Origin of the sequence: Pedobacter yonginensis (assembly GCF_003173595.1) — a bacterium.
Classification (GTDB): Bacteria; Bacteroidota; Bacteroidia; order Sphingobacteriales; family Sphingobacteriaceae; genus Pedobacter; species Pedobacter yonginense.
In genome coordinates this window covers 1531230-1556630 of the sequence record NZ_QGNZ01000001.1, presented here as the reverse complement: position 1 = coordinate 1556630, position 25401 = coordinate 1531230, and the positions used below count along the sequence as shown (strand labels likewise).

23 protein-coding genes are annotated in these 25401 nt (G+C 38.2%); 8 read left to right on the top strand and 15 right to left on the bottom strand.

Annotated elements, in window-relative coordinates:
* Positions 1–127: 127 nt before the first annotated feature.
* Positions 128–526, bottom strand: a complete 399-nt coding sequence (locus DHW03_RS06820; RefSeq protein ID WP_109924939.1) for an SRPBCC family protein — start codon at positions 524–526, stop codon at positions 128–130.
* A 36-nt stretch (positions 527–562) separates the two neighbouring features.
* Positions 563–1228, bottom strand: coding sequence for an orotate phosphoribosyltransferase (pyrE, locus tag DHW03_RS06815; RefSeq protein WP_109924938.1), 666 nt, complete (start codon positions 1226–1228; stop codon positions 563–565).
* Here pyrE and DHW03_RS06810 point away from each other — a divergent pair.
* Positions 1227–1838, top strand: coding sequence for an NUDIX hydrolase (locus DHW03_RS06810; protein WP_109924937.1), 612 nt, complete (start codon positions 1227–1229; stop codon positions 1836–1838). The genes pyrE and DHW03_RS06810 overlap by 2 nt on opposite strands.
* 55 nt (positions 1839–1893) lie before the next feature.
* Here the strand turns inward: DHW03_RS06810 and DHW03_RS06805 are convergent, their stop codons facing one another.
* The 6 genes from DHW03_RS06805 to DHW03_RS06780 all read right to left on the bottom strand — a co-directional run bounded on the left by DHW03_RS06805 (position 1894) and on the right by DHW03_RS06780 (position 5470).
* Positions 1894–2502, bottom strand: coding sequence for a hypothetical protein (locus tag DHW03_RS06805; RefSeq protein WP_109924936.1), 609 nt, complete (start codon positions 2500–2502; stop codon positions 1894–1896).
* The gene (locus DHW03_RS06800; RefSeq protein WP_109924935.1) at positions 2492–2995 is read right to left on the bottom strand and encodes an RNA polymerase sigma factor; all 504 of its coding nucleotides are present in this window, start codon (positions 2993–2995) and stop codon (positions 2492–2494) included. The genes DHW03_RS06805 and DHW03_RS06800 overlap by 11 nt, the downstream gene beginning before the upstream one ends.
* A gap of 171 nt (positions 2996–3166) precedes the next feature.
* On the bottom strand, positions 3167–3502 hold the full coding sequence (locus tag DHW03_RS06795) for a hypothetical protein (protein WP_109924934.1): 336 nt from the start codon (positions 3500–3502) through the stop codon (positions 3167–3169).
* A gap of 11 nt (positions 3503–3513) precedes the next feature.
* The gene (gene coaD, locus DHW03_RS06790) at positions 3514–3975 is read right to left on the bottom strand and encodes a pantetheine-phosphate adenylyltransferase (RefSeq protein WP_109924933.1); all 462 of its coding nucleotides are present in this window, start codon (positions 3973–3975) and stop codon (positions 3514–3516) included.
* Positions 3976–4136: 161 nt separating this feature from the next.
* Positions 4137–4673 (bottom strand): 16S rRNA (guanine(966)-N(2))-methyltransferase RsmD, encoded by a 537-nt coding sequence (rsmD, locus tag DHW03_RS06785; RefSeq protein WP_109924932.1) that lies wholly within the window; start codon positions 4671–4673, stop codon positions 4137–4139.
* Positions 4664–5470 (bottom strand): DUF3822 family protein, encoded by an 807-nt coding sequence (locus tag DHW03_RS06780; protein WP_109924931.1) that lies wholly within the window; start codon positions 5468–5470, stop codon positions 4664–4666. Before DHW03_RS06780 ends, rsmD begins: the two co-directional genes overlap by 10 nt.
* Positions 5471–5651: 181 nt before the next feature.
* On the opposite strand from DHW03_RS06780, the gene DHW03_RS06775 reads away from it, so the two are divergent.
* Positions 5652–6791 carry a putative sensor domain DACNV-containing protein gene (locus tag DHW03_RS06775; protein WP_109924930.1) on the top strand — a complete coding sequence of 380 codons (1140 nt, stop codon included), beginning with the start codon at positions 5652–5654 and terminating at the stop codon, positions 6789–6791.
* Positions 6792–6910: 119 nt separating this feature from the next.
* The gene (locus DHW03_RS06770; protein ID WP_109924929.1) at positions 6911–8344 is read left to right on the top strand and encodes an ATP-dependent DNA helicase; all 1434 of its coding nucleotides are present in this window, start codon (positions 6911–6913) and stop codon (positions 8342–8344) included.
* A gap of 70 nt (positions 8345–8414) precedes the next feature.
* Here the strand turns inward: DHW03_RS06770 and DHW03_RS06765 are convergent, their stop codons facing one another.
* The gene (locus DHW03_RS06765; RefSeq protein ID WP_109925038.1) at positions 8415–9260 is read right to left on the bottom strand and encodes a CvfB family protein; all 846 of its coding nucleotides are present in this window, start codon (positions 9258–9260) and stop codon (positions 8415–8417) included.
* A 176-nt stretch (positions 9261–9436) separates the two neighbouring features.
* On the opposite strand from DHW03_RS06765, the gene DHW03_RS06760 reads away from it, so the two are divergent.
* The 5 genes from DHW03_RS06760 to DHW03_RS06740 all read left to right on the top strand — a co-directional run bounded on the left by DHW03_RS06760 (position 9437) and on the right by DHW03_RS06740 (position 15302).
* Positions 9437–11173: an ABC transporter ATP-binding protein gene (locus tag DHW03_RS06760; protein WP_109924928.1), complete on the top strand. Its 1737-nt coding sequence runs from the start codon at positions 9437–9439 to the stop codon at positions 11171–11173.
* Positions 11118–12917 carry an ABC transporter ATP-binding protein gene (locus tag DHW03_RS06755; RefSeq protein WP_240618484.1) on the top strand — a complete coding sequence of 600 codons (1800 nt, stop codon included), beginning with the start codon at positions 11118–11120 and terminating at the stop codon, positions 12915–12917. Before DHW03_RS06760 ends, DHW03_RS06755 begins: the two co-directional genes overlap by 56 nt.
* Positions 12918–12986: 69 nt before the next feature.
* Positions 12987–13877, top strand: a complete 891-nt coding sequence (locus DHW03_RS06750) for an SMP-30/gluconolactonase/LRE family protein (RefSeq protein ID WP_109924926.1) — start codon at positions 12987–12989, stop codon at positions 13875–13877.
* A 91-nt stretch (positions 13878–13968) separates the two neighbouring features.
* Complete coding sequence (locus DHW03_RS06745; protein ID WP_109924925.1) at positions 13969–14877, top strand: SRPBCC family protein; 909 nt, start codon at positions 13969–13971, stop codon at positions 14875–14877.
* Entirely contained in the window at positions 14877–15302 is a 426-nt protein-coding gene (locus DHW03_RS06740; protein WP_240618483.1) for a luciferase domain-containing protein, read from the top strand. Before DHW03_RS06745 ends, DHW03_RS06740 begins: the two co-directional genes overlap by 1 nt.
* A 16-nt stretch (positions 15303–15318) precedes the next feature.
* Here DHW03_RS06740 and DHW03_RS06735 read toward each other — a convergent pair whose 3' ends face one another.
* The 6 genes from DHW03_RS06735 to DHW03_RS06710 all read right to left on the bottom strand — a co-directional run bounded on the left by DHW03_RS06735 (position 15319) and on the right by DHW03_RS06710 (position 25400).
* Complete coding sequence (locus tag DHW03_RS06735; protein WP_109924923.1) at positions 15319–16959, bottom strand: TldD/PmbA family protein; 1641 nt, start codon at positions 16957–16959, stop codon at positions 15319–15321.
* A 107-nt stretch (positions 16960–17066) separates the two neighbouring features.
* Entirely contained in the window at positions 17067–18383 is a 1317-nt protein-coding gene (locus DHW03_RS06730; protein WP_109924922.1) for a TldD/PmbA family protein, read from the bottom strand.
* Positions 18384–18385: 2 nt separating this feature from the next.
* Positions 18386–20020 (bottom strand): TldD/PmbA family protein, encoded by a 1635-nt coding sequence (locus DHW03_RS06725; protein ID WP_205940964.1) that lies wholly within the window; start codon positions 20018–20020, stop codon positions 18386–18388.
* Positions 20021–20109: 89 nt separating this feature from the next.
* Complete coding sequence (locus DHW03_RS06720) at positions 20110–21897, bottom strand: hypothetical protein (protein ID WP_109924920.1); 1788 nt, start codon at positions 21895–21897, stop codon at positions 20110–20112.
* A 2-nt stretch (positions 21898–21899) separates the two neighbouring features.
* A complete protein-coding gene (locus DHW03_RS06715) occupies positions 21900–24026 on the bottom strand; it encodes a DUF4175 family protein (RefSeq protein ID WP_109924919.1) in 2127 nt (708 codons plus the stop codon).
* Entirely contained in the window at positions 24027–25400 is a 1374-nt protein-coding gene (locus tag DHW03_RS06710; protein WP_165825369.1) for a BatA domain-containing protein, read from the bottom strand.
* Between the last annotated feature and the right edge of the window lies 1 nt (position 25401).

Here is a 25401-nt window from a genome sequence, read left to right as displayed (position 1 = left end):
ATTACAGAAACTAAGTTATTAAAATTATATCCCTTTGAAAGTAAGACAGTAGAAATTTTACCAAATAAAAAAAGGCTAAGAAATTGTCTTAGCCCTGTGGTATCTTGTATGTGTTAGAAAATCTCAATTAGCCAAGCACTTCTTTCAATTTTTCAGTTTGATGATCTGCAAGTTTTTGAAGAGGCCCAGAGGCTAGCATCTTCATCATCATGTTTAAATCTGCAGAAATAATGTGTTTTGCGGTTGTGGTACCATTTCCATTGTCTTCAACAGTCCACTTCAATTCTAAGTCAAATGGTGCCTTTTCGGTTGGAATGGCAACAATTTCTTTATTTTCGATGCGATTAGAGATTTTGATTGCCAATTTTGCCATGTTTTGGATGGTAAATCGGGCTTCATCTTCCGTAGATTCCCAGTTGTAAATATTTTCTGGCATCAATTGTTGATGATTGTTCATATTGGAGAGAAAAGCATAAACCTCATGTGCAGGTTTATTAACTTCTACGGCGCTTTCAATAATCGTCATTATCTATTTAGGTTTTTAAGTGTTGTTTTTATTGATTTAGGATTCGGACGTTAATGCCTGACCCTGACCCCATTCTGCTGGATTTAAACGCCATTTACTCAACAATTCCATTTCGCTTTTAGCAATAATGCTGTGTTCTGCGGCATAATCAATTAATGCGCCATAACTTGATAAGGTTTGGAAGCGACATTTTGCAGCCGCGAAATTTTCATCAGCTTGTTCAAAGCCATAGGTAAAAATTGCAGCTAAACCCGCTACAGATAAACCTGCTTTGCGCAAAGCATCTACCGCTTGCAAACTGCTTTTCCCTGTAGAAATTAAGTCTTCGATTACAACAACGCGTTGTCCTTCTACAACTTCGCCTTCTATTAAGCTACCAGTTCCGTGTTCTTTAGCTTTTGATCTTACATAAATAAATGGCAAACCCAATTCTTGTGCCACCAAAACACCTTGAGGAATACCAGCAGTTGCAACACCTGCAATTACATCTACCGAGCCAAATTCTTCTTGAATCAGTTGAGCTAATTTTTGACGGATGAATGTTCTAACTTGTGGATGGGATAGGGTGATTCGATTATCGCAATAAATGGGTGACTTCCAACCCGAAGCCCAAGTAAAAGGATTATTAGGTTGTAATTTAATTGCTTTTATTTGTAATAAAAATTCCGCTACCTTTAATTCAATATCACTTTTATTATACATGGCCCAAAATTACAGAATTTATATTAACGATAACACCTTGTTTATCGCAGATGTTTTACCAGAGCAGAAAGAAAAAATACAACAACTTGAAATTCAGGATTTTGATTTGCAAACTTTTTACAAAAAATTAAAAAACGGGTCGAAGAAAAGCTACATTTTTATAACTAAAAAACCTGAAGAAACCTTTAAGAAGCTTAAAAAAGATTGTGAGGTAATTAAAGCAGCTGGTGGCTTGGTAGAGAGTGTAAATGGAAACTACTTGTTCATTTTTAGAAATAAAAAGTGGGATTTACCAAAAGGCAAGCTGGAAGACGGCGAAAATATGAAAGAAACGGCCGTTCGGGAGGTAGAGGAAGAGTGTGGAATTAAAGTTGCCAAACGCGAAAAAAAGCTGTGCAAAACCTACCACGTTTATCCAAATGGTTCCAAATTGGTTATCAAAAAAACAAACTGGTACAAAATGAAAGTCAAAGGTGAGCCAAAACTTATCCCTCAAAAAGAAGAAGGTATTGATGAAGCCGTTTGGTTAGATAAAAATCATCTTTCCAAAGTGATCAAAAACACCTTCCCGTCTATCATGGATGTTATGCGAGTTGGTGGCTTATTGTAAGGCAATGGCCATTTGAGGTTCTTTGTTTGAACTACCTAAATGGAACTGGATTTCGCTAACTTTCGAAATCCAGTTCATCCACTATATTTTTTACCCTTTTCAAATACTTACCATAATAATACCATGCCCACAATTCGGTAATTGCGCCGATGATTAAAATGGTGGCGAAACAGTTTAAAAGAATGTAAACTGGAGAGAGTTTGGTTGCGATTTTAACAAATATCGATTCCTGTTCTACAAATAGATAAGCCGAAATAAAGGCTACGCCAATAAATGCAATGATGTAAGTTAATGCTTTGTAAAGTTCGATGTTCAGTTTCATCTCATAATAAAACCAGAGGATGCTTTTTCTACTGTCCATGCTCATATCATAAGAATTTTTGTAAAACCGATAGAATTTTAAAAAGTAATAGGCTGTAAACCCACAGGTAATGGCATAAAATGCCAAATACATCAATTTCATATTTGGAGAAAAATTTAATAAGTATGGGAGTAATGCCAAGATAATCAATGCGACCACTTGATAATTAAATTCATGTTTCATTTTTCTTCTAATGATATCAATTGGTGTACGCGCTTCCTTTATTTTTAGCAAATCTGGAGAGATGTTTGTCTCTTCAACATCTTTAGCGTTCCAGTCATTTTTTAAACTATCAAAATTCATAACCGTTTTTCTTTATAATGGATTGTAATTTATCTTTGGTTCTGCTTAGCCGTACCCTCGCATTTACCTCACTAATGCCTAAATTTTCAGCAATTTCTCTATGCGATTGATCTTCTAGAAATAAAAATATTAATGCTTTTTCTACTGCGTTTAATTCTTGAACGGCTTTGTACAGGTAAGCGAGCCTTTCTTCTTTATCTGCACCATCACTTTCGTCAATTAAATCAATGCCATCCTCTAATGGCGATTTATCAACCTTGCGAATTTCCTTTTTAAAATAAACCAAAGCGGTATTTAGAGCCACACGATACATCCATGTGGTAAATTTGCTGTGTCCTTTAAAAGTTGGATAGGCTTTCCACAACTGCAATACAATTTCCTGAAATAGATCCCGCCGTTCTTCATCACCATGCATATACATCCTTGAAATTTTATGTATAATCGCCTTATGTTGATTAATTAGCGTAAGAAATGATTGCTCAGTTGTATTCATTTATAGCATTCGATTACTAAGTGAGCAGAAACTAATTTGAAATTGAGGTAATGGAACTGGCTGCCGTAAAAATATTGATCAAGTTACTTTTCATAATGGAGTTAATTTACACCATAAGTAATCGATTTTGCGAAACGTTACGAAAAAAAATAATTAATCTTCAGTTCTTGATTAAGAACTGAATAAAGCAGTGTATAAACTCATTCCCAGAAACAATAGAAAAGTTATCGCTAATATTATCGAACCTGTATAAAGATATATTGGAGTTGGCGATAGTTTCTCATACATTTTGGCATTTTCACTCATCACCTTACTATGGTTGTAACCACAGTTGGTGCAATTCATCGACGTAAATTTTTCTTCTGGAAGGATGGGAATGTTGAGAACATAAAAATAATTTTGGACAATTCTATACGTCACTTCAGTTTCGCCACATTGATCGCAGGGCGTAAACTGATCCTCATAGTAATTGAGCAGTTTTTCGGTTTTACCAAAGTTGATGAGCATTTTTAAATCGGTTACAAAAAGCTTAGTGCTTCTTTGGGTACAAATGGACTTACATCGCCATGGTTTCTTAAAATATCCCTAACAATGGTAGAGCTGATTGCAGAATATTCTGGCTTGCTCAAAAGTAAAATGGTTTCTACTTCAGGCATCATGGTTTGGTTAATTTGTGCAATTGCTCTTTCATATTCAAAATCAGATGCAGAGCGGATCCCACGCACCATGTAGGTTGCGTTTATTTTGCGACAAAAATCCACTGTTAAACCTTCGTAAGTTTGAATTTCGATGTTTTTATAACCCTTAAAAACGGTTTCTAAAATTTGCAAGCGCTGGTCTGCACTTAAAAAATTCTGTTTAGCACTGTTTAAACCAATGCCAACCACAATTTTATCAAAAAGGGGAGTTGCACGTTGTAGAATGTTGACGTGGGCAATGGTAATGGGATCAAAAGAACCTGGAAAAAGCGCTATTTTCATATTCAAATATAGTTAAAACTTGAAATTTACCATCCGAATTGGATATTTCTTTGGATAATTGGGTTCGAAATGAATTAGTTTTAGTGAAGCGTCGCGATTTGTAAACTGGTTATCCTAAAACTTCCTGTGCTAACCGAAACCGGCATTTTCGCCAAATTTATTTAAGGGAACTCGAAAAAGCTAAACGATGAATTACCGTATTTTCGGGTTTCGGTGAAGCCAATTTGATTGTTCATTTTCATGTGGCTTTGATGTTCAACAATCAATAAACCATTCGGTTTAAGTAGTTTTTGCTCTAAAACCATAATTGGAATTTGCGGAATATTTGGGAGATTATAAGGCGGATCGGCAAAAATTAAATCGTAAGCGCCCGTCATTTGCTTTAACAATTTGAAAACATCACCCTTGCGAACATCTATTTGATCGAAGTTATATTGCTTTGTGGCATTTTTAACCCAATTTACACAACCATAATCCTGATCGATGGCTAAAATACTTTCCGCTCCGCGTGATGCAAATTCGAATGTAAGATTGCCTGTACCACAGAATAAATCGAGCACCGTGCAATTTTCGATGTCGTATTGGTTGTTTAAAATATTGAAAAGCGCTTCCTTTGCCATATCGGTGGTTGGTCTAACCGGCAAATTAGCAGGGGGTTGTAAACGGATACCCTTTAGTTTTCCTCCAATTATTCGCATAAATCTAAAGCAAGCAAACTGCTGAAATAATGTTTTGGCATATCGGCCAGTAATTCGCTATTCTGTTTTTGAGTTGGAAGGAAAAAATAAAGCTGATTGAAGTATTTTAATAGGCAATTGTAGTAATCATCATCTTCATTAATGATACCTTGTAAGTAAACGGGAATATTTTCGGTAAGTTCCAGTTGTTCGATAATGAGGAGGAGGAAGTAATTAAATTCTTCTGCCGTTTCTGATGGATAATGATTTTGGAATTGTACTTTGTTATCTTTTAAATATAGTACGTTAAAAGACACAGAAGTAAAATCGATTAGCAGTGAATCATTTTCCAGATGATTGGATAATGCTAAGAGAGGGGCAGATTGAGGATAAACATTAGCGTGTTCTGGTAGTTGTTGTTGTATCTGCTCACCTAACGAAAATATGGTATTAAAGCCTAAAGCGCTATTGTGTTTAGTGTAAATTTTGCCTTCTGTATCTAAATACTTGGAGTAAACCGCTAGCTTGTCTGCATCAAACCACTCATCTGGAATAAAAACAAAACTGCTGGTATGGACGGCAACTTTTATACTGCTGTAATTGAGTGCTAAATAGGCATCTGTTTCAAAAGCTGTTTTGAGAGCTTGCTCAACATCTGCACAGCCTTGTTTGTCAAAAATGACATTAATCTCCTCATTATCATTACTTAATACCGCATAAGAAAAGCTATCGTTTGTTATTTTTAACAACAGATGGCAGTTCACCGATAATTCAGCTTTAAAATTCGGATCGACTAACAAAAGGCTGTTTTTACTCATTGAAACAAAAATAGAGTTTTTTGGTCATTATTGACAAAGAAATTAAAGGAGTTCTAATATCAATCGTTTTTCGCCACTTTAGGCCCATTGATCACAATCCGATGTTGTAGTCAAAATCTTTTTACCAAAATCAAACCTTCCACTTATCCGAAATTTAAAATATTCGCCTTAAATTCGAAACATGAGCTATAAACCTACTTATAAAGCTGCAAACACAATTGCAGGTACAATAGAGGAACATTTTGTAAAACTGCATGAAAATGCGGTGGCACAAGGTGAGGTAGATTTGGCAACTCAACCAGAGAAAAAAACAATCGAGGCTATAATTGATGTTGCTTTTTGGAGCAGTTTGCGAAAAGAAGAAGGGCATTCGCCCAGAATTTCCATTGCATTTTTGCCGCCATCGCAAACATCTAAACCTTTAATGTTTGCCCATAAATTAGCTTTAAATGCCAATACGCTTACCAAAATAGCGCCCGGAATAGAACGTTCTGGTATTCATTTAGGGGTTTGGGAAGAGGATGGCGAATTGTACATCTGGGGCACAACTTTGAATATTCCAAATTTTTGCTTTGTAGTAGATGTTTCCGAGCCAGGACTCATCGTAATTAAACATAGGCGCATTTATGGGATAGGAAAATATACCAATGTAGCCGTTTTAAAGGGCGAACAAATCAGAATTGTTGATGATACCAGTTGCAAAAACCGCGATTGTCCGCCAATTTTAAAGGCACTTTTAGATTTGACTGTTTTAGCCAGTTGGAACGATCCAATTAATATTTTAATCCAATTTTCGGTTTCCATGCGTGGGCATGGGAGAGGTGGGGCCTTGCTGATTGTTCCAAAAGATGATCAGAATTGGGAAGAATCTATCATTCACCCAATTACTTATTTAGTAGAGCCTCCTTTTTGCGGTTTATCTAACTTAGCCAAACAAAGTGGCAATCAAAGTGAAATTTTTTCGCAGGGCGCATTACGTCGAGAGGTTGAACATTTAGCAGGCTTAACTGCTGTAGATGGCGCCACCATCATAAACGACCAGTTTGATTTACTTGCCTTTGGTGCGAAGATTGGACGGGCAAAAGGCAAACCAACCGTCGATCAAATCGCTTTTTCAGAACCAATTGTTGGTGGAGAAGATAAAATTTTATTTCCGGGCCAATTAGGTGGTACAAGGCATTTTTCTGTGGCGCAGTTCGTAAACGATCAACATCAAGCGATTGGATTGGTTGCTTCGCAAGATGGTCATTTTACCATTTTTAGTTGGAGCAAGCAGCAAAACATGGTTATGGCCCACAGAATCGAAACTTTGCTCTTGTAAATTTATCTACCTTAAAAGCCAATTTTCCCTCAACGTAAACCGAATGTTGTTGGGCTAAATACTATTTTTTTCAGAAAATCCGTTTTCGAATTATCATTAAGCCAATCATTCCGTAGTTCATGTACATCGATAAAACTCAACTTATTGCACAAGCGTACCAACACACACCTACAAAAGAGCAATTGCTGTTTTGTCAGCGGATGTCGGTTTTTTTGCAGGAACAAGATGAGGACCGATGTTTTATTTTGAAGGGCTATGCTGGAACGGGTAAAACCACCTCAGTAGCCGCCTTGGTAAAAGTTTTAGGCCGTTTCGGTTTGCGGAGCGAATTATTGGCGCCAACTGGTCGTGCGGCGAAGGTGATGAGTCAGTATTCTTTTCGTAAGGCCTTAACCATTCATAAAAAAATTTACCGCAAACGTTCATCTACCTCGCCCGAATTACAATTTCAGATTGCCCCAAACTTAGCCGAGCATACCCTCTTCATTATTGATGAGGCTTCGATGATTGCCGATGAATTTAATGAAACGGGATCATCCATTCTTCGAGATTTACTCGAATTTGTGTACAATGGCAAAAATTGCTTTTTACTTTTTGTTGGAGATACCGCTCAACTTCCTCCGGTGGGAAGTTTAGAAAGCCCTGCCTTAAACGAAAAATACATTAAAGATAAGTTTGCGCTATCGGTAACCTCGGTAGAACTTAAAGAGGTGGTTCGGCAGGAAAAAAAGTCGGGCATTTTGGCCAATGCAACTATGTTAAGGAATCAAATTTCTAAAAACCCTGAGCACCCGATGCCCAAGTTCTTAACCAAAAACTACACGGATATTTACAATATGGCTGGGGCCCGCTTGGTAGAAGGTTTAGAATATGCTTACCGCAAATTTGGCATGGAAAATACTTTGGTGGTGTGCAGATCGAATAAATCGGCTAATGTTTACAATCAGCAAATTAGGGCTCGATTGCTTTACCGTGAGGAAGAATTAACGGGTGGAGACCAGATTATGGTGGTGCGCAACAATTACTTTTGGCTTCCAGAAAACGAAGAAACGGCGTTTATTGCCAATGGCGATATGGCGAAAGTGATTCGGGTGCGTGGCGAGGAAGAGCGTTATGGCTTTCGCTTCGCTGATGCCACTTTAGAGTTTATGGACTTTCCTGCTGCTGGGCAAATTAGTTGTAAGGTGCTTTTAGATACACTTAATTTGGAAACTGCAAATCTCCCTTACGAACAAAATAAAAAGCTTTTTGATGGCTTGGATGAAGATTACAGCCACATTGCCAACAAGCGCCAGAGAATGTTGGCCATCAAACAAGATCCATTTTACAATGCCCTGCAAATTAAGTTTGCCTATGCCGTAACTTGCCATAAAGCACAGGGCGGGCAATGGGACGCAGTTTTCGCCGATCAAGGGTATTTAACAGAAGAAATGATTGATTTGGATTTTCTCCGTTGGTTGTACACAGCGATTACGCGTGCAAAAAAGGAGTTGTATCTGGTAAATTTCGCTCCACAACTTTTCTCAAAAACTGCGCTCGAAGATTATTTTTAAAAGAAAGCTTTTGCTACGAAAACACATCAAATTTAAAAGAGTTCTGTATTTCCGTAGCAGATTAATCTATTTACTCGGCTTCGTCATCAGTAAGAAGCTTAATGTCTGTATCTGAGATGCTAATTAGACGCTCTTTATACAGCGAACCGATGGTTTTTTTGAACGCGCTTTTGCTGATTTGGAAACGGTGGTAAATTTCTTCGGGGGTACTTTTATCGCCCAATTCTATTAAGCCATTGTTTTTTTTTAGTTCGTTCATAATCATCACTTTCGAATCCAAGATATGACCATAACCACTTGGTTGTAAAGTCAAATCTATTTTACCTTCCACTCTAATTTTCTTAATCCACCCTTTACGAATTTCTCCCGGTTGAATATTATCAAAAACCTCGTTGTTGTATAGCAGTCCGATAAAAGTATTATTAATGATGGCATTATAACCTAAATCGGTTTCTTCCGTAATTAATAAACTTACTTCATCACCTTCCTCAAAATCAAAACCCTCTTCTTCAACAAAATCGTATAATTTTGAGGAGGCCAACAAACGATCGTTGGTTTCATCTAAATACAAGTAAACTACATATTTGTACCCTTTTTGCATCGGTCTTTTCTGCTCGCGAGTAGGCACATACACATCTTTATCGATACCTAAATCCATAAAAACACCATCGTCGCCATCAGAAACAACTTTTAAGAAAGCAAAATCGCCCACCTCTGCATAAGCCTTTTGTGTTGTACCTGTTAAGCGGCCATCTTTTTGTACAAAAACAAAAACTTTAATGTTATCGCCAATTTCTACGCCAGCGGGTACATATTGGTAAGGTAAAATCACCAGCTTATCGCCATCGGTTAAATTTAATCCAGCTTCTGTTTTGCTTAAAATTCTGAGTACGTTGTATTTTCCTATTTCAATCATTTTGTGATGGTTAACCATTTTCTTCAATGGCTTTTGTTTTTTGCAAAGTTAGCAATTTAACCGGAGTAGGTGTGTTTATTAATTATTAGCGGCCTATGCATTTAATTATTGCAACAAAAACAAATATTTGAATAATTGAGTTAAATTTGGAATTACATTAAAGGAATTTTATCCGCATGGAAAAACCCAAAAAGGCCAAAAAACCCAGTATATTCAGTTTGCTTTCTCAGTACAGAGGATTGATATTTCTGCTCATTTTTTTTGCTTTACTCAGTAACGGTATCAACCTATTGTTACCCAAAATTATAGCCGAAGGAATTGATACTTATACCGCTGGCACTTTCAAAATTGAGCCGATTTTAATCAAATTTGCGCTTGCCATTGTGCTCATTTTTATTTTTACGTATTTGCAAAGTGTGGTGCAAACTTATGCCTCCGAAAGGGTGGCTAAAGATTTGAGAACAAAACTTTCTGACCAGATTTCAAGGCAAAGCCATGCGTATGTATTAGAGGCGAACCCTTCAAAATTGCTTACCAATTTAACCTCTGATGCAGATTCGATTAAGATGTTTGTATCTCAGGCCATTGTTTCCATTGCATCATCCATTTTTTTAATTGTTGGAGCAAGCGTCCTACTTTTAATGATCAATTGGAAACTTGCACTTTGTGTAATTGCAATTGTTCCGATTATTGGAGGGGCATTTTACTATGTTTTAAGCAAGGTTAGGGTGCTTTTTACAAAAAGCAGGGAAGTTATCGATTGGTTAAACAAGGTTATTAGCGAAAGCATTCTGGGTTCAGCCTTAATTCGTGTAATCAACTCGCAACAGCTTGAGTATAATAAGTTTATTGATGCCAATTCTAAAGCCAGAGATTTAGGATTATCTATTTTGCGCCTTTTTGCCGGACTTATCCCGATTATTATTTTCGTGGCCAATTTGTCGAGCTTAAGTATCTTGGTTTTAGGTGGTCATTTTGTTATAAACGATAGCATGACTTTGGGAGAATTTACAGCTTTTAGTAGTTACTTATCCCTAATTGTTTTCCCGATTCTGGTTATTGGCTTTATGAGTAACGTAATTGCACAGGCCACGGCTTCTTACCAAAGAATTGAGGGTGTATTAAATGCACCAAAAATTAAGCATCCTGGTACCTTAACTAATTCTTTAAAGGGCAACATCGATGTAAAGGATGTGTCGCTTAGTTTTGGCCAAAAGCCCGTCTTAAAAAATGTTTCGTTCTCGGCCATGGGTGGAACGAAAACGGCCGTAATTGGTCCGACGGCGGCAGGTAAAACACAGTTGCTGTATATTTTAACAGGTTTAATTGAGCCCAACAGTGGCGAGGTTCTGTTTGATGAACGGCGGATTAACGAGTACAATCAAGAAAATTTTCACCAACAGGTGGGCTTTGTATTTCAGGATAGCATTATTTTTAACATGAGTATTCGGGAAAATATTGCCTTTAGCGATACGGTAACGGATGAATCGTTAGCCAAAGCCATTGAAACGGCAGAACTTAGGGATTTTGTAGATGCCCTGCCCGAAAAACTCAATACCATTGTTTCGGAAAGAGGAAGCAGCCTTTCTGGCGGACAAAAACAACGCATTATGTTGGCGAGGGCCTTGGCGGTAAATCCAAAAATTTTATTGCTGGATGATTTCACTGCCCGAGTGGATGCCAATACCGAAAAAAGAATACTGGCTAATATCCAAGAGAATTATCCCGGTTTAACCTTATTATCCATTACCCAAAAAATAGCATCTGTTGAGCATTATGATAAAGTTGTATTATTAATGCAGGGCGAAGTTATCGCAGAAGGAACACACACCGAGTTGCTCGCAAGCAGCCCAGAATATGTTCAGATTTACAATTCACAGCAGAGCACAAGCAATTATGAATTACAATCTTAACCAGCTTACTGCCAAGCAGGAAAAGCAATCTACCCTTAAAGCACTAAAACGCTTGCTTAGAATGATTTCGGCAGAAAGGAAGAACCTTTGGCTGGCCTTGATTGCTATTCTAATCAATTCCGGCCTTTTACTGGTTGGCCCACTCATTGTTGGTCACACGGTTGATGCCTACATTCGAACCAAGCAATTTCATGGGGTGCTGGTTTTTGGTGGTCTTTTACTTGCAGTTTATATGTTGGCAATGGTAACGGGTTATATTCAAACCAAAATGATGGGAGGCGTTGGTCAACGAATGTTGTTTACCCTAAGAAATGCCATCTTCAACAAACTTCAAGAGTTTCCTGTTTCCTTTTTCAATCAAAACAAGGCAGGCGATTTAATTTCGAGAATTAATAATGATACGGATAAACTGAATCAGTTTTTCTCTCAATCCTTAATGCAATTCATTGGCAGTATTGTGACTATGATTGGTGCAGGAATTTTTCTATTAAGCATAAATATAGATTTAGGTGCTGCCGCACTATCGCCAGCAGTATTGATTGTTTTGTTTACGGTTATCTTGTCCCCATGGGTTAAACGGAAAAATGCAATCAATTTAAAAAGTGTTGGTGCGCTAAGTGCCGAAGTACAGGAAAGTCTTAACAATTTTAAGGTCATTATTGCCTTCAATAGGCGCGATTATTTTAGGAAACGCTTTGACCAAGCCAATAAAGAAAATTATCGTACCGCAATAGGGGCTGGCTTATCCAATAACATTTTTGTGCCGGTTTATGGCATGTTTTCGAGCATGGCCCAATTGATTGTTTTGCTTTACGGCATTCATTTAATTTCTATCGGCGAGTTTTCCATTGGTTTATTGGTGAGTTATGTATCCTATGCCACAAATTTTTATAACCCTTTACGTCAACTGGCTGCACTGTGGACAAGTTTCCAGGTGGCTATGGCAAGTTGGGACAGAATTTCGCAAATTTTACTTTTAGAAACTGATTTAAATCAAATTGAGGCCAATACCGCAGAAACTTCAGATGCATTGTTGGAATTTAAAAATGTTCATTTCTCTTATGATGATTCGAAAGAAATTCTACACAATATTAATTTGAAATTTGAGAAGGGTAAAACCTATGCTCTAATCGGCCCGACAGGGGGAGGTAAAACCACTACAGCATCTCTTATATCTCGTTTGTACGATGCAACAAAAGGCACGGTTTTGCTTAATGGGAAAGATATTCGCTCCTTCAGCGCTGCCGAACGGACTCAAAAAATAGGTTTTATTTTGCAAGAGCCATTTCTATTTACCGGAACAGTTAAAGACAACATTTTGTATGGAAATAGCCAATACGCCAATGTGAGTGATGAAGCTTTAGAAAAAATTATAGAGGATGCTAATCTGAATGCACTTTTGGCCATCTTCGATCAAGGTTTAAAAACACCTGTTACTTCAAATTCGGATGGAATAAGTTTGGGGCAGAAACAGCTTATTGCCTTTATGCGAGCCGTTTTGCGAAATCCAGAACTGTTGATTTTGGATGAAGCCACTGCAAACATTGATACCATAACAGAGCAGTTGCTGAGTAGCATATTGAATAAGCTCTCTAAAGAAACTACTTTGGTAATTATTGCCCATCGTTTAAATACCATCGAAAATGCGGATGAAATTTATTTTGTAAACGAAGGTGAGGTACAGAAAGCTGGAACTTTGAATGATGCCTTGGGCATGTTGCTTAAAGGCAAAAGGGTAAGCTAAATCTCTCAAAAATCATTGGTAATCCATTATAGGCGATTAATTTATATGGTGTATTCACAAATCAAATCCATGAAAAAATATCTTATTCTTTTTTCACTACTCATTCAGACAATTTATTCCTTTGGGCAATTAACCCAAAAACCAATTTTTGTGCAAGATAGCCTGAAGCTTATTTCTTCGCAGTTTAAGTTTACAGAGGGTGCATCGGTTGATCAACAGGGGAACGTATTCTTTACCGATCAGCCGAATGATAAGATCTGGAAATACGATACGAATGGGAAACTCAGCTTATACATGGATAAAGCGGGTCGCGCCAACGGCACTTATTTTGACAAAAAGGGCAAGTTAATTGTTTGTGCCGATGAGCATAATGAAATCTGGTCTATTGATAAACACAAAAAAGTTAAGGTGTTATTCTCTGATTATGAGGGTAAAAAAGTAAATGGACCTAATGATATTTGGTTGGATGCCAAAGGAGGGATTTATTTTACTGATCCATATTACCAAAGGGATTACTGGACAAGAAAGCAACCAGAATTGGAGAGACAATTGGTTTATTATCTTCCGAAAGGAAAAAAAGAGGCCAGAATTGTGGCTGTTGATGTAGTTAAACCAAACGGCATTGTGGGCACACCCGATGGGAAGTTTTTATATGTGGCAGATATGGGTGCAAATCAAACGTATTGTTATACCATTAATGCAGATGCAAGCTTGAGCAATAAAAGGGTTGTATTGCCTCAGCATTCGGATGGGATGACTTTAGATAGCGAGGGGAATATTTACGTAACTGGAAAGGGCGTTACAATTTATACTGCTACAGGCGACAAAATTGGTCATATCGATGTACCGGAAGAATGGTGTGGAAATGTTTGCTTTGGAGGGAAAGATCGAGATGTTTTGTTTATTACGGCTTCGAAAGCTCTGTACACCATTAAAACCAATGCAAAAGGTATAGAGTAGATGTAATTTAATAGTTAAATTATATTTTCAGTAATTATTGAAAGTTTAATAATTTATTGCGTATTTTTGGGCTGAACTTAAAATAAGTGCTATGAATCCATCATCTAAATCCAATAAAGTTTTAGGCTTTATCATTTCCAATCTCATCATTCTTGCAATTATCGCTATAAACAGATCATTGCATGTAGAAAAAACAGGGGTATTGGTGTACTCACAATTCGTAATCCTGCCAATGCTGATGGGGATCATCAGCGCTTGGTTTTGGCGCGACTATAAATTAAAAACCAAAACAATTGTTGGCTATGCTGTAATCAACAGTTTACTTGCCATTGCGCTGAGCTATCTATTTTTAGGGGAGGGCGTGATTTGCTTAATTATTGTGTCTCCACTGATTCTCGTTTTTGTGATTACGGGTTCCTTTATCGGTAAGATGATGTTTAGGAAAAAGAATCAAACCCTAAATGTAAGTATTGTCTCTCTACTCTTTATGGTTTTTGTTGTTGATTCCATTTCCGATCATCACTATGAAAACATGGTATCTGATGAGATAATTATCAATGCACCCGCTTCCACCATCTGGAAAAATGTAGTCGCTTTCGAAAAAATCAACGCGCCAAATCAATATTGGTTATTCAAAATTGGTATGCCAAGTCCAAAGCAAACTACTGTAACTGGTTACCATAACGGGGCTGGGCGAAAATGCATATTTAGTAACGGCTATACGTTCGATGAAAAAATAGTAGCCTTTGATGTGAACAAAAATTTAACGTTTGATATTGTTGCTCAGCCGCAAGATCCAGAAATTATGGGGCATATAGACATTAAACGCGGTCAGTTTTTGCTAAAAGACAATGGCAATGGAACGACCACACTTATTGGCAATAGCTGGTATAAACTTCGGGTATTTCCCATTTGGTATTACGATGTTTGGGCAGAGAGCATCACTAGAAATGTTCATTTAAGGGTTATGGATCATATTAAAGAACTGAGCGAGCAATAATGTTTTCTTTTGTAGTTAAAAAACTTGGCTTCATTAAAAGCATCCCATTAACAGCTTTAATCTTCGACAGCGGAATAAAGCTTTGGCAGTATATTTTTGAACCTAAAAAACTAATTTTGCTTGATTCGTTAGAGGATATTGTTTTGAGTTGGGAAGGTGTAGATATTTCCTTGCACAAATTTGGCGGAACCCAATTTAACTTTCACAAAAATGAAATTGGCCATGTTCACAGCAACGGGATTTTAGATATTTTATTTGATCGTGAGACTAAAAACAATCTAATTTTGGAAGGAAAGGCAGAACAACATCATGTATTTGAAAAATCTGGTTGGATCAGTTTCTACATCAAAAGTGAAGCAGATATTCAACCTGCTGCACATTTGCTTAGAGAGTCTTATTTAAGAATTGCTCAAAAATCTACCTGAGCAATTCTTACATGGATTAACCCAGTTTTCTACCCGTATTAATTACACTTACACCATCAAATCTAGAGGTTGCGCTGCCGTGAGATACCGCACTAACTTGACTTGGTTGCCCTTTCCCATCAGAAAATGTTCCACCTAAACGGTAATCACTTTTGTCGCAAAGTTGCGTGCAGGAATTCCAAAATTCTTGAGTATTAGCTTGGTAGGCCGCATCTTTTACCATGCCAACTATTTTACCCTCTTTAATTTCGTAGGCCAGTTGAGAACTGAATTGAAAATTATAGCGTTGCTGATCGATTGAGTAGGAATTACGGCCGAACATGTAAATTCCCTTCTCTACATTTTTGACCATATCTGCTGCTGTTAAAGCAACTTTACCTGGGGCAAGCGATACATTTGGCATTCTTTGAAATTGAATACTATCCCAACTATCAGCATAACAACAGGCTTGCGATTCTTTCAATCCGATGATATGGGCTTGATCTCTAATGGTTTGATAATTAACGAGGATGCCATCTTTTATGATATCCCAATTGCCACATTTAACGCCTTCATCATCATAACCAACGGCGCCAAGAGAGCCCACTTCAGTTTTATCGGCTAGGATATTTACGTTTTTACTTCCGAAATTAAACTTTTTCGATTCCCATTTATCCAGTGTAAGGAAACTTGTTCCGGCGTAGTTGGCTTCGTAACCCAACACTCGATCCAGTTCTGTAGGATGACCAACTGATTCGTGGATGGTGAGGAAGAGGTGAGTAGGATCTAAAATTAAATCGTATTTGCCAGGCTGAACAGGTTTTGCTTTCAGTTTCTCATCAATATGGGCGGTTGCTTCCTTAACATCTTCAAAAATATCATAACGTTTTTTGTACATGGTAACGGGACCGCCTTTAATTTTTTCATCGTCTTTTGGGCTCAGGTATTCGTAGCCCATACCCATAGGGGCACTTAGCGCATTTCGGGTTTCAAATTTCCCGCCAGCGGCATCAATTTTGGTTACGGTAAATGTTGGCCAAATGCGGTGAATGTCTTGATCAATGTATGAACCATCTGTAGAGGCAAAATATTTTTGCTCATTTACCATAAACAGATTCGAATTGATGTATTTAGCGCCACCCTTTAAAGCCTCGTTATTTACGTTGAGCAGTAACTCAACTTTTTCGGTAATGGGTACTTCAAACGCATTTTTTTCGAGCGGTGTTTTCCAGCTTACTTCTCCATAACCCTTTTGTGGGGCAAGTTGAACGGGCTCGCTCATGATTTTTGAATTGCCTTTTGCAATGGCAACAGCCATAGCGGCCGCTTTGGCAATGCTATCGTTATCTAGGTTATTGGTGGCGGCAAAACCCCAAGAACCAAATGCCAGCACGCGAACCCCCAAGCCGTATGATTCTGCATTGGCCACATTTTCAACACGTTTTTCTTTGGTTGCAATTACTTGGTTCAAATATCTTCCAATTCGAACATCGGCATAGGTTGCCCCCTTAGATTTTGCTGCATTTAAGGCAACATCTGCCATTTTCTTTTTAAGCGCAACATCAACTGGTGTTAAAGCTTCCTCTACTGAAATTAATCGACCAAAAACAGGTACGCTTTCGAGCATTGAGGCACCAACGCCAACACCCGTCATAAATAAAAAATCCCTTCTTCTCAATTTTCGGAAATTTGATGGTAAAAAATATCGTAATGTAATAAGCGCTGACAAATTCACGATTTTGGCTGGAATTTGTCAACGCTATTTTGATGGATTTAATGATTTAATTATATCGCGTCTGATAAAGAAGTAAAGGTGAAATCTCTAATTTTCATTGGAGGAATCATTCCGCTTCCAGTTCTTACCGGTTTGCCCAATGCTTCTACATTGTTTAGCATAATTACAGGACTTTCATTAAACCTGAAATTTTTAATTGGGAATTTAATCTCACCGTTTTCGATGTAAAAAGTACCATCACGGGTAAGTCCGGTTAGGAGTAAAGTTTGAGGATCAACCGATCGGATGTACCAGAAACGGGTAACCAATATGCCTCTTTCTGTGCTTTTGATAAGGTCTTCAAGGCTCTGTGTTCCACCCTCTACCACGATGCTTCTACTAAAAGGCACAGGTTCTACACCTTTTTGTGCTGCCCAATATCTCGAATAGGACAGGTTTTTAACCACGCCATCTTTAACCCATTGGGTTCTTTTAATAGGCAATCCGTCCCCATTCCAAGGTGCAGAAGGGATGTCTAAATTAAGCGGATCGGAGTAAATGTTTACATTTTCTGAGAACAGTTGTTCGCCTAAGCGTGTACCACCGCCTTTTTTACTCATAAAGCTTCGGCCTTCATCTGCGCTGCGTGCATCAAAGCCTCTGAACATATTGCCCAGCATATCGCTTGCGGCTAAGGGTTCTAAAATAACAGTATATTTTCCGGGTTCAATTGCTTTTGCACCGGCAGATCCATTGGCTTTACTTGCAGCAATTTTGCTCAAGGCAAGCGTATCCATTTTGGATAAATCGTTAAAATCTTGCTCAACATAGCCCGATCCAGTACCTTGCTTATTTCTTACGGTAACCGAAAAAGAAACATTGGTGCCCTTGTTGTACGCAAATAAACCTTTCGAATTCATGATTGAATTAAATCGGGTAGAATTTTCTAAAAAGCCAGCCGCATCTAAATTTGCCGCTTTTGATACACTTAAGCTTTTGCCCACCATTTCGGCTCTGGTATCAGGCGTCATAGCGGCAGTATTTGCATTGTAAGTGGTAGATTCTGGGAAGGTTTGTGGGCCCAAAGGTGGCATAAACTCTGGATTTTCTGGAGCCAGCATCGCCAGTTCTTCTGCTCTTTTTACCACTTTTTGAAGGGAGGCATCATCAAACTCGTTTATGGTTGCCGAACCTGTTTTTTTGCCGAAGGTAGAACTCACACCAAGACTCATTACGCTGATTTGCCCTGCAGTTGAAACGGCATTGCGTGCATAGCGAATATTTCCTCCATCAGAGCCATTTAAACTTACCTCACAGAAATCTGCTTTGGAAAAACTGAGAACTTTTTTGAGTATTGCCTGGGCTTCTTCTTTACTTAATATGGCCATAATTATATTTTTCTTGCTGTGTTGATAACATTAACTCCATTAAATCTTGTTGTTGAGCTTCCATGAGAAACGGCACTGCTTTGTGCGGGCTGACCTTTTCCGTCATTAAATGAACCGCCCAAACGATAATCGCTTTCATCGCAAACCGCTGTACAGCTGTTCCAAAACTCTTGTGTATTGCTTTGGTAAGCCACATCATTCAGCATACCTACAATTTTCCCCTCTTTAATTTCGTAGAAAATTTGACCGCCGAACTGGAAATTGTAACGTTGCTGATCGATTGAAAAACTGCCATCACCGATGATGTAAATGCCCTTTTCTACGTTTTTAATCATATCATCCACACTTAATTTTTCTTTTCCCGGTTGTAATGAAACATTTGGCATGCGCTGAAACTGAACATCATCCCAGCCTTGCGAGTAACAGCAACCTTGCGATTCTGTTAAGCCAATAATGTGCGCCTGATCGCGAATGGCCTGATAATTTACCAGAACACCTTCTTTAATCAAATCCCATTTTTTACATTTCACACCTTCATCATCATATCCAACCGCGCCTAAAGAACCCACCTGAGTTTTATCGGCTACGATGTTTACTTTATCGCTTCCAAATTTGAATTTTTTCGATTCCCATTTATCTAGTGTTAGGAAACTCGTACCTGCATAGTTTGCCTCATAACCCAGAACGCGATCCAATTCGGTAGGGTGCCCAACAGACTCGTGAATGGTTAACCAAAGGTGAGAAGGATCTAAAACGAGATCGTACTTTCCAGGCTCAACAGATTTTGCTTTCACTTTCTCGCCAGCAACAATTGCAGCCGCCTTTGCATCTTCCAGCATGTCGTATCGGCCTTTATACCGCGTAACAATACCTGCAACTTTATCTTCTGGGCGGGCATTCATGTATTCGTAACCCATTCCCATTGGCGAACTTAAAGAGTTACGGGTTTTAAACTTGCCCGATTCTTTATCAATTCTGGTTACGTTGAAGTTTGGATAAATGCGATGAACGTCCTGATCGATGTATGAACCATCGGTTGATGCGAAATATTTTTGCTCGTTAACAGCAAAGAGCACAGAATTTACAAAATTAGCACCATTTTGCATGGCCACATTATTTACATTGAGCAAAAGATCTACCTTTTCTTTAACCGGTACTTCAAAAGCGTTAATTTCAATAGGCGTTTTCCAGCTTACTTCGCCAAATCCTTTTTGTGGCGCCAGTTGAACGGGCTCGCCCTGAATTTTAGAATTTGCTTTTGCAACGGCAACGGCTTGCTCTGCAGCTTTGGCAATGTCTTCTTTGGTTACCTTATTGGTGGCCGCAAAACCCCAACATCCATTTGCCAAAACGCGAATTCCGACACCATAAGATTCGGTGTTGGCTACGCCTTGAACACGTTTTTCTCGCGTGGCTACGAATTGGTTTAAATATCTGCCAATGCGTACATCAACATAGGTTGCGCCTTTAGATTTAGCTGCGTTTAGTGCAACATCAGCCAGTTCTTTTTTGATTTTTACATCTACTCGATCTAGGGCTTGTAGTGGGTCGATTGGATTTGCAAACGCAGAGAAGTCTGGTAGCATCAAAGCGCCCATACCCATTCCGGATAGGTAGAGGAAGTCTTTTCTTTTCAATTGGTTCGGTTTAGGTGATTTAACAACCCAATATAGCGAACTTTTTAAAGCGAAAGGCTTAGTGTTTATAACATTTTAGTTTCAATTGCTTATTTGTTCGCTAAAACCCTCAATTCGTACCAAAGAAATGCCGAGGTAGCCAAAAACAACAGCAAAAACCACCATTTAGAAATTTCTTCTTCAGCTGAATATTCAATTTTAGATGATTTCCAGTTCTTGCGCTCTTGATTTTTGATGAAATTGAAATTTTTGGATTGCTTCAACATAGATTTTACACTTAACCAATCTGATTTTTGATAGATGTAAATGGATGAGGACTCTTGATTAATTGTAGCATTTGCCCAACCCGAACGCTTTGGCCAGTAGAAACCATCCCATTCAAAAGGAAGTTCTATGTTTTGCCTAGGAGATATGTCAGTACCATCTATTGTCAATTTGGGCAATTTTTGATTGGCTAAATCAACAATTATTCTGAGTTTTTCATTAACCGATGGGAATTGCGGTTGAATCTCGATAGATTGATTTTCAATTTTCTTTCTTGAAGATTTAGCAAACAACATCGACCAAAACTCCCCATAATCTGCTGGCTTGCCGCCCAACTGCCATTGGTAAGTGGATGAAATAGAAGAAGTTAAAATTTTACCCATTCCACTTATTTGGCTGTTTACAACAACTTTTCCAGGTTCATCTGTGATGATGGGTTGATGATTTCCGGCTAATTTCAAGAAAAGAGTTTGGGTAAAGGGCAGGCTATTGAATTTAAAACCGTCGGTAGATTTTAATCCAGCTGGTTTTTCAGTTGAAGGAAGAACTTCGTATGAACCGAAGCTTTGTTTGGTTCCATCGGCCTTAGCATTTGTAACCCTCACAATTAATCCCATTCCGTTATTCACAGCACCGTATATTGCGGCTTTATCCGATGAGGAAATGGATGTAAGTTCTTGATCATCGATAACAACCACATCAATATTTTTCAGCATCGACTGATTAATTTGATTGAGGTTAGTAGCCTTAGTATTCAAAAAATCGGTACTGAATTTATTCTTACTAATTTGGCTTCTAAACGCAACAGGATATCCGTTTTCGAACAGCCATTTTTTAATAAATTTATATTCAAAATCAGGAAAAGAGGCCAATATTAAAACCCTGATGGCTTGCTTTTTCACTACTTCAAAAGGAATAGGATCAGCAGATAGCGTATCACTTTTCTGCAAGGAGATGAGCTGATAAACCGCTTTCCCACTCTGCTTTGGCTTGGTTTGGAGGGAAAAATTAATCTTGGCATTTGGCATCACCTCTACAGAATCTAAATTAGCACCTAAACCGCGCAACTTTAGCCAAACGGACTGATTTGTTTGATTGTTGTAAGCACCTTGCACCGTTAAATCTTCAGAAGCGTTCAGTTTTTTAGGCCAGTTAGCAGCAATAACACCAGTTGGGTTGGCGGATGGATGGAAAGAGCGTTGATAATTTGATAAAGCCTGTAATTGTGCGTCTTCAAGGCCATCGCCGTAAACATTAACCTTTTTAATTTCCGGATGCGCCTTTAAAAAGTACGCTAAATCAGGAATATGGTTGATTTTTAAATTTCTTTTACTCGGAAATAGACTCGAATCCAAATCAAACTTAGGCCCCTTAATGGCTGAAACTGAATCTATTGAAACCCCTGGCGTTAAAAGGTTCATCTCATAGGCAGGTTCTTCTTTTTTTACGGAATAGGTAATGGGAAGGATTAAAAGCGCAAAACTTGCCACCATTAATACCGATGATATCAATCTCCAAGTCAATCTCGCTTTATCTGCACGGCGAATTTCTTTAAACACCAAAAATGCCGCAAATGCAAGGGAAAGAAGGGTAATGATGAGCTTAAATTCCATACTTATCGGCCTGCATTTTTAAGATGATTAAAATAACTCCTGTATAAATTTACGTCTGGCCCAGCCACTTTCGCCTGTGGTTTGAGGGGTTCAAATCCAATTAATTTCTGAATGGCTTTCTGCACGGATTCAACATCTTTCAAATTAGCCACATTGGATGTGCTTATCTTGCGTAAACTTTTTAAAGCCGCTAAATAGGATAGGGGTTGACTGGAAGCAAGAACGATTAACTGCTTTTCGCCATCGCGTAACAATTGCCGCTCGCCTAAACTAAATGATTTTCCTGTTTTTTTATTTTCTAAAACGGATAGCAGAATCTTTAAATCATCAATAGAACGGTTTTTTTGTTCAAATGTAGCGTTTTGAACCGGTTCGGTAATTTTATCCAGCTCGCCAGTTAACCGCTTTTCTAATTTCAATTTTGAAGTTTTAACCGTTGTTTTTGCCACATAAGCTCTTGATTTTTGTTGCAAATCTTTGAGTAAACGCAGGGCCTTATACTCAAAAGGCAAAGCTTCTTGTGGTTTGTACGTTCTTAGGCGCAATTCAGAAGTCCACATTTCTGCTAAAACTGCCTTTAATTGCGCTTTCATTTCGGGTTCAAAAAAGGTGGCATCTTCTGCAACATCATGTTTATGCGAGTATTTATCTGCAATGGCCTGTGCATCCCCAAATTTCTCCTCCTCGTGCCTGTCACCTTCTTCATGTTCATGGTCGCCACCAATTTCGGTTTCCGATTCTTCACCCAAAAACTGACCATATCTTAACCTCAACAGCTTTTGATCTATTCCGAGCGTATTGCTTCTGTTTTTAAATTCTGCCGGAGATAGCGATCCCTGTTCCTTCAACAGTTTCTCCGTATCAATAATGATCTGCCTTTGGCTTCTAAAATACTCTGGAACCAGATTCACCCCATTCGTCATTCCAGCCATGCTCATTAACTCCGTTGTGTCAACAATAGACACAAAATAAACATCCGATCGGCTCGATTGGCCATGATTATCTTTCGCCTGGACGAAAAAGTAAAGTTCATCGCCGGGCTTCATACCCAACGATTTTAAGTCGATTAGCTTATTCAGCTTGATGTTGGTTTTGTTATTCACCTCAACACCAAAGTTTAATTTTTTTTCAGTAAAACTTACCCCTTCGCCCTTTCCACTAGCCATCGTGGCCGAAATGTACGTTTCGCTAATTCCATAATCATCAGTTAGTGTAACATCTAAAATTACTCTAGCTGCCTGTCCAATATCAATGGTGGTGTGGGGTTTAGGTTGAGTAATTTTGATGCGAACAGGAAAATCGGGAATTACTTCCATTTGGTAGAGGTCGGATTTTTTTCCATTCAATTCCAATTGATAAAAGCCAGATTGCGAGATTACTCTACTGAAATTCCAGTTTAGATGATCGGAAGTGCTTAAGTTCCAGGCATTCTTATCATTAAAAATGATTCTGAGTTTTTTGACTGAACCATTGGTTTTAATGCTCCAAGATATTTTAGCTCCCGTTTCTGCTTTAAGTGTAAATTGTTTTTGGGTTCTTTCTGCTCTTCTGGTGTAACTCGGCGGCGCAATGCGAAGCTGACAACTTTCAATTTCGGGAAGGATCACTTCTTTAATTTGATTTGCTTTACTTGGGGTTGGAAAGATATCTTCAATAACTTGCTCATACCAATAATATTTGTCCATCAAAACAACCCCTCCAAGTGTGATCAATAGGAAGGCAAGGCAAAGCGCCAACTTTTTCCAAGCTTCGTTTAGGCTTCCTGGAATTGGTAAATGTTGATTGATTTTTTCGACCTGGAGCTGTTCCAGCAAAGTAAGTTCAGATTTTGGTTTTAAGAACAGTTCGGCACTCTCTTCTAATTGTACAAACTTCGTATTCAGGTATTTTGCGACATCTGCGCTGTTAATTTTCCAAGTTGGTTTGAGCAATACAAAACAAATCAACACAGCGCTAAATGCGAGAATTAGATGCCAAATTTCGAATGTATAAGGGTAGCATAGGGCAATGATAATCAATAAAATAAAGGCGATAGCCAAACTTAGAAAAGCAATCTGCGCAAAATAAAGGGCAATCCACTTCCATCTAAAGCGCTCAATCCAATTCCTTCCTTCAGTTTTTAACATCATTTATATTTGTTTTTTTCTGAATGATAAAATTCGTTCGACCATTAATGCTAAAAACGCAATACACCAGATGATGTGATCCAAATTTTCATTTTCGATTTTATTGTAGGGCCCTGATTGACCGATTTTTGGTGCATTAAATTGCGTTTTATGTATAACCCTTTGATCGAGCGCGTGATCTTCAAAACCAAAATATGCTACATCTTGGTTGCTTAAAACAATCGGAATCAAAGCTTTTACAAATTGCTCGTTCCAAATCAAATCTGTCCATTGTGGGTTAAAACGACTGTAAAAATGAAATTGCTTTCTAGGTTTTTGGTTTTCCAGTATCAAAATGGCTTGCCCAAAACCATCCGACCAAATGTGCGCACCCCTTATTTTATCCAGCGCAATTCTTTTTCTTAATTCTATAGGTTGACTTTGGCTTTGATTTAAAAGCAATGTTGTGTGTTGAGTGATAATTTTACCCTTTTGATAACTGAGCACACGGGCGCTATCTTTCAGCCTGCTTAAATTCAATTCGGCAATAGGCTGATCGGATAGCCAAAAGCCAACATCAGCTTTGGTTTGCACAGGACTATTCCAATTCCTGATTTCTATTTTTCGTTTGGTAAAATCACTTATTGCGTTTAAACCTGCCCTTATATATTTAGAATCAGCCCCTTCAGGATCAAAAATCAGCACAGACATGGGCGGCAAGTTTTGCGATTCTTGTATTACATAACTTGTTTGGCTAGGTGTTGATTTTGCATCGTAATTTCTGCCCAAAAAGCTTTTCTGCCAGGTTTTTAGGGTATCGGTATGTGCTGTTTCTTTCCAAATTAACTTAAAGTTTGGTTTGGGTAAATTACTATCGAAATGCTTAAGTTGATGATCGGCAAAAAGGTAAACCGATGAACCGGTGGGTACTTGCTTGTTCAGTTGATTAAAAAGCGATGTATAGCTTAAATTGCTTTGTGGTTTAGCTTGTAACAGGCTGTCTGTCAGTTGGAATTGAGTAAAGCCCATATCGAAATTATGTAGCTCAAAACCAAGTTTTAAAAGCGAATCGACTGTTTTTTTGTTGGATTTGTAAACCTCATTAAACTGATTTTTTTGTACTAAAATCCAGCCAGAATCTTTATTGATGTTGATCCTTTTTTTGAGGTAGGGCTGCGCCAAAACAAAGGCAATTAAAATGAGGATTAAACACCTTAAAAAGAACAAGAGTAAATCGGTTATCTTTAAGCTTTTAGCGCTCGATGTGGCGCTTTCGCCCAGCAAGGCTACACTGCCAATTTTTAGGGTTTTGCCTTGTTTTATACTCCATAGATGGACAACTACAGGAATAATTAAACCTGCAAGTGCCAGTAAACCAATGGGATATAATAACTGCAAC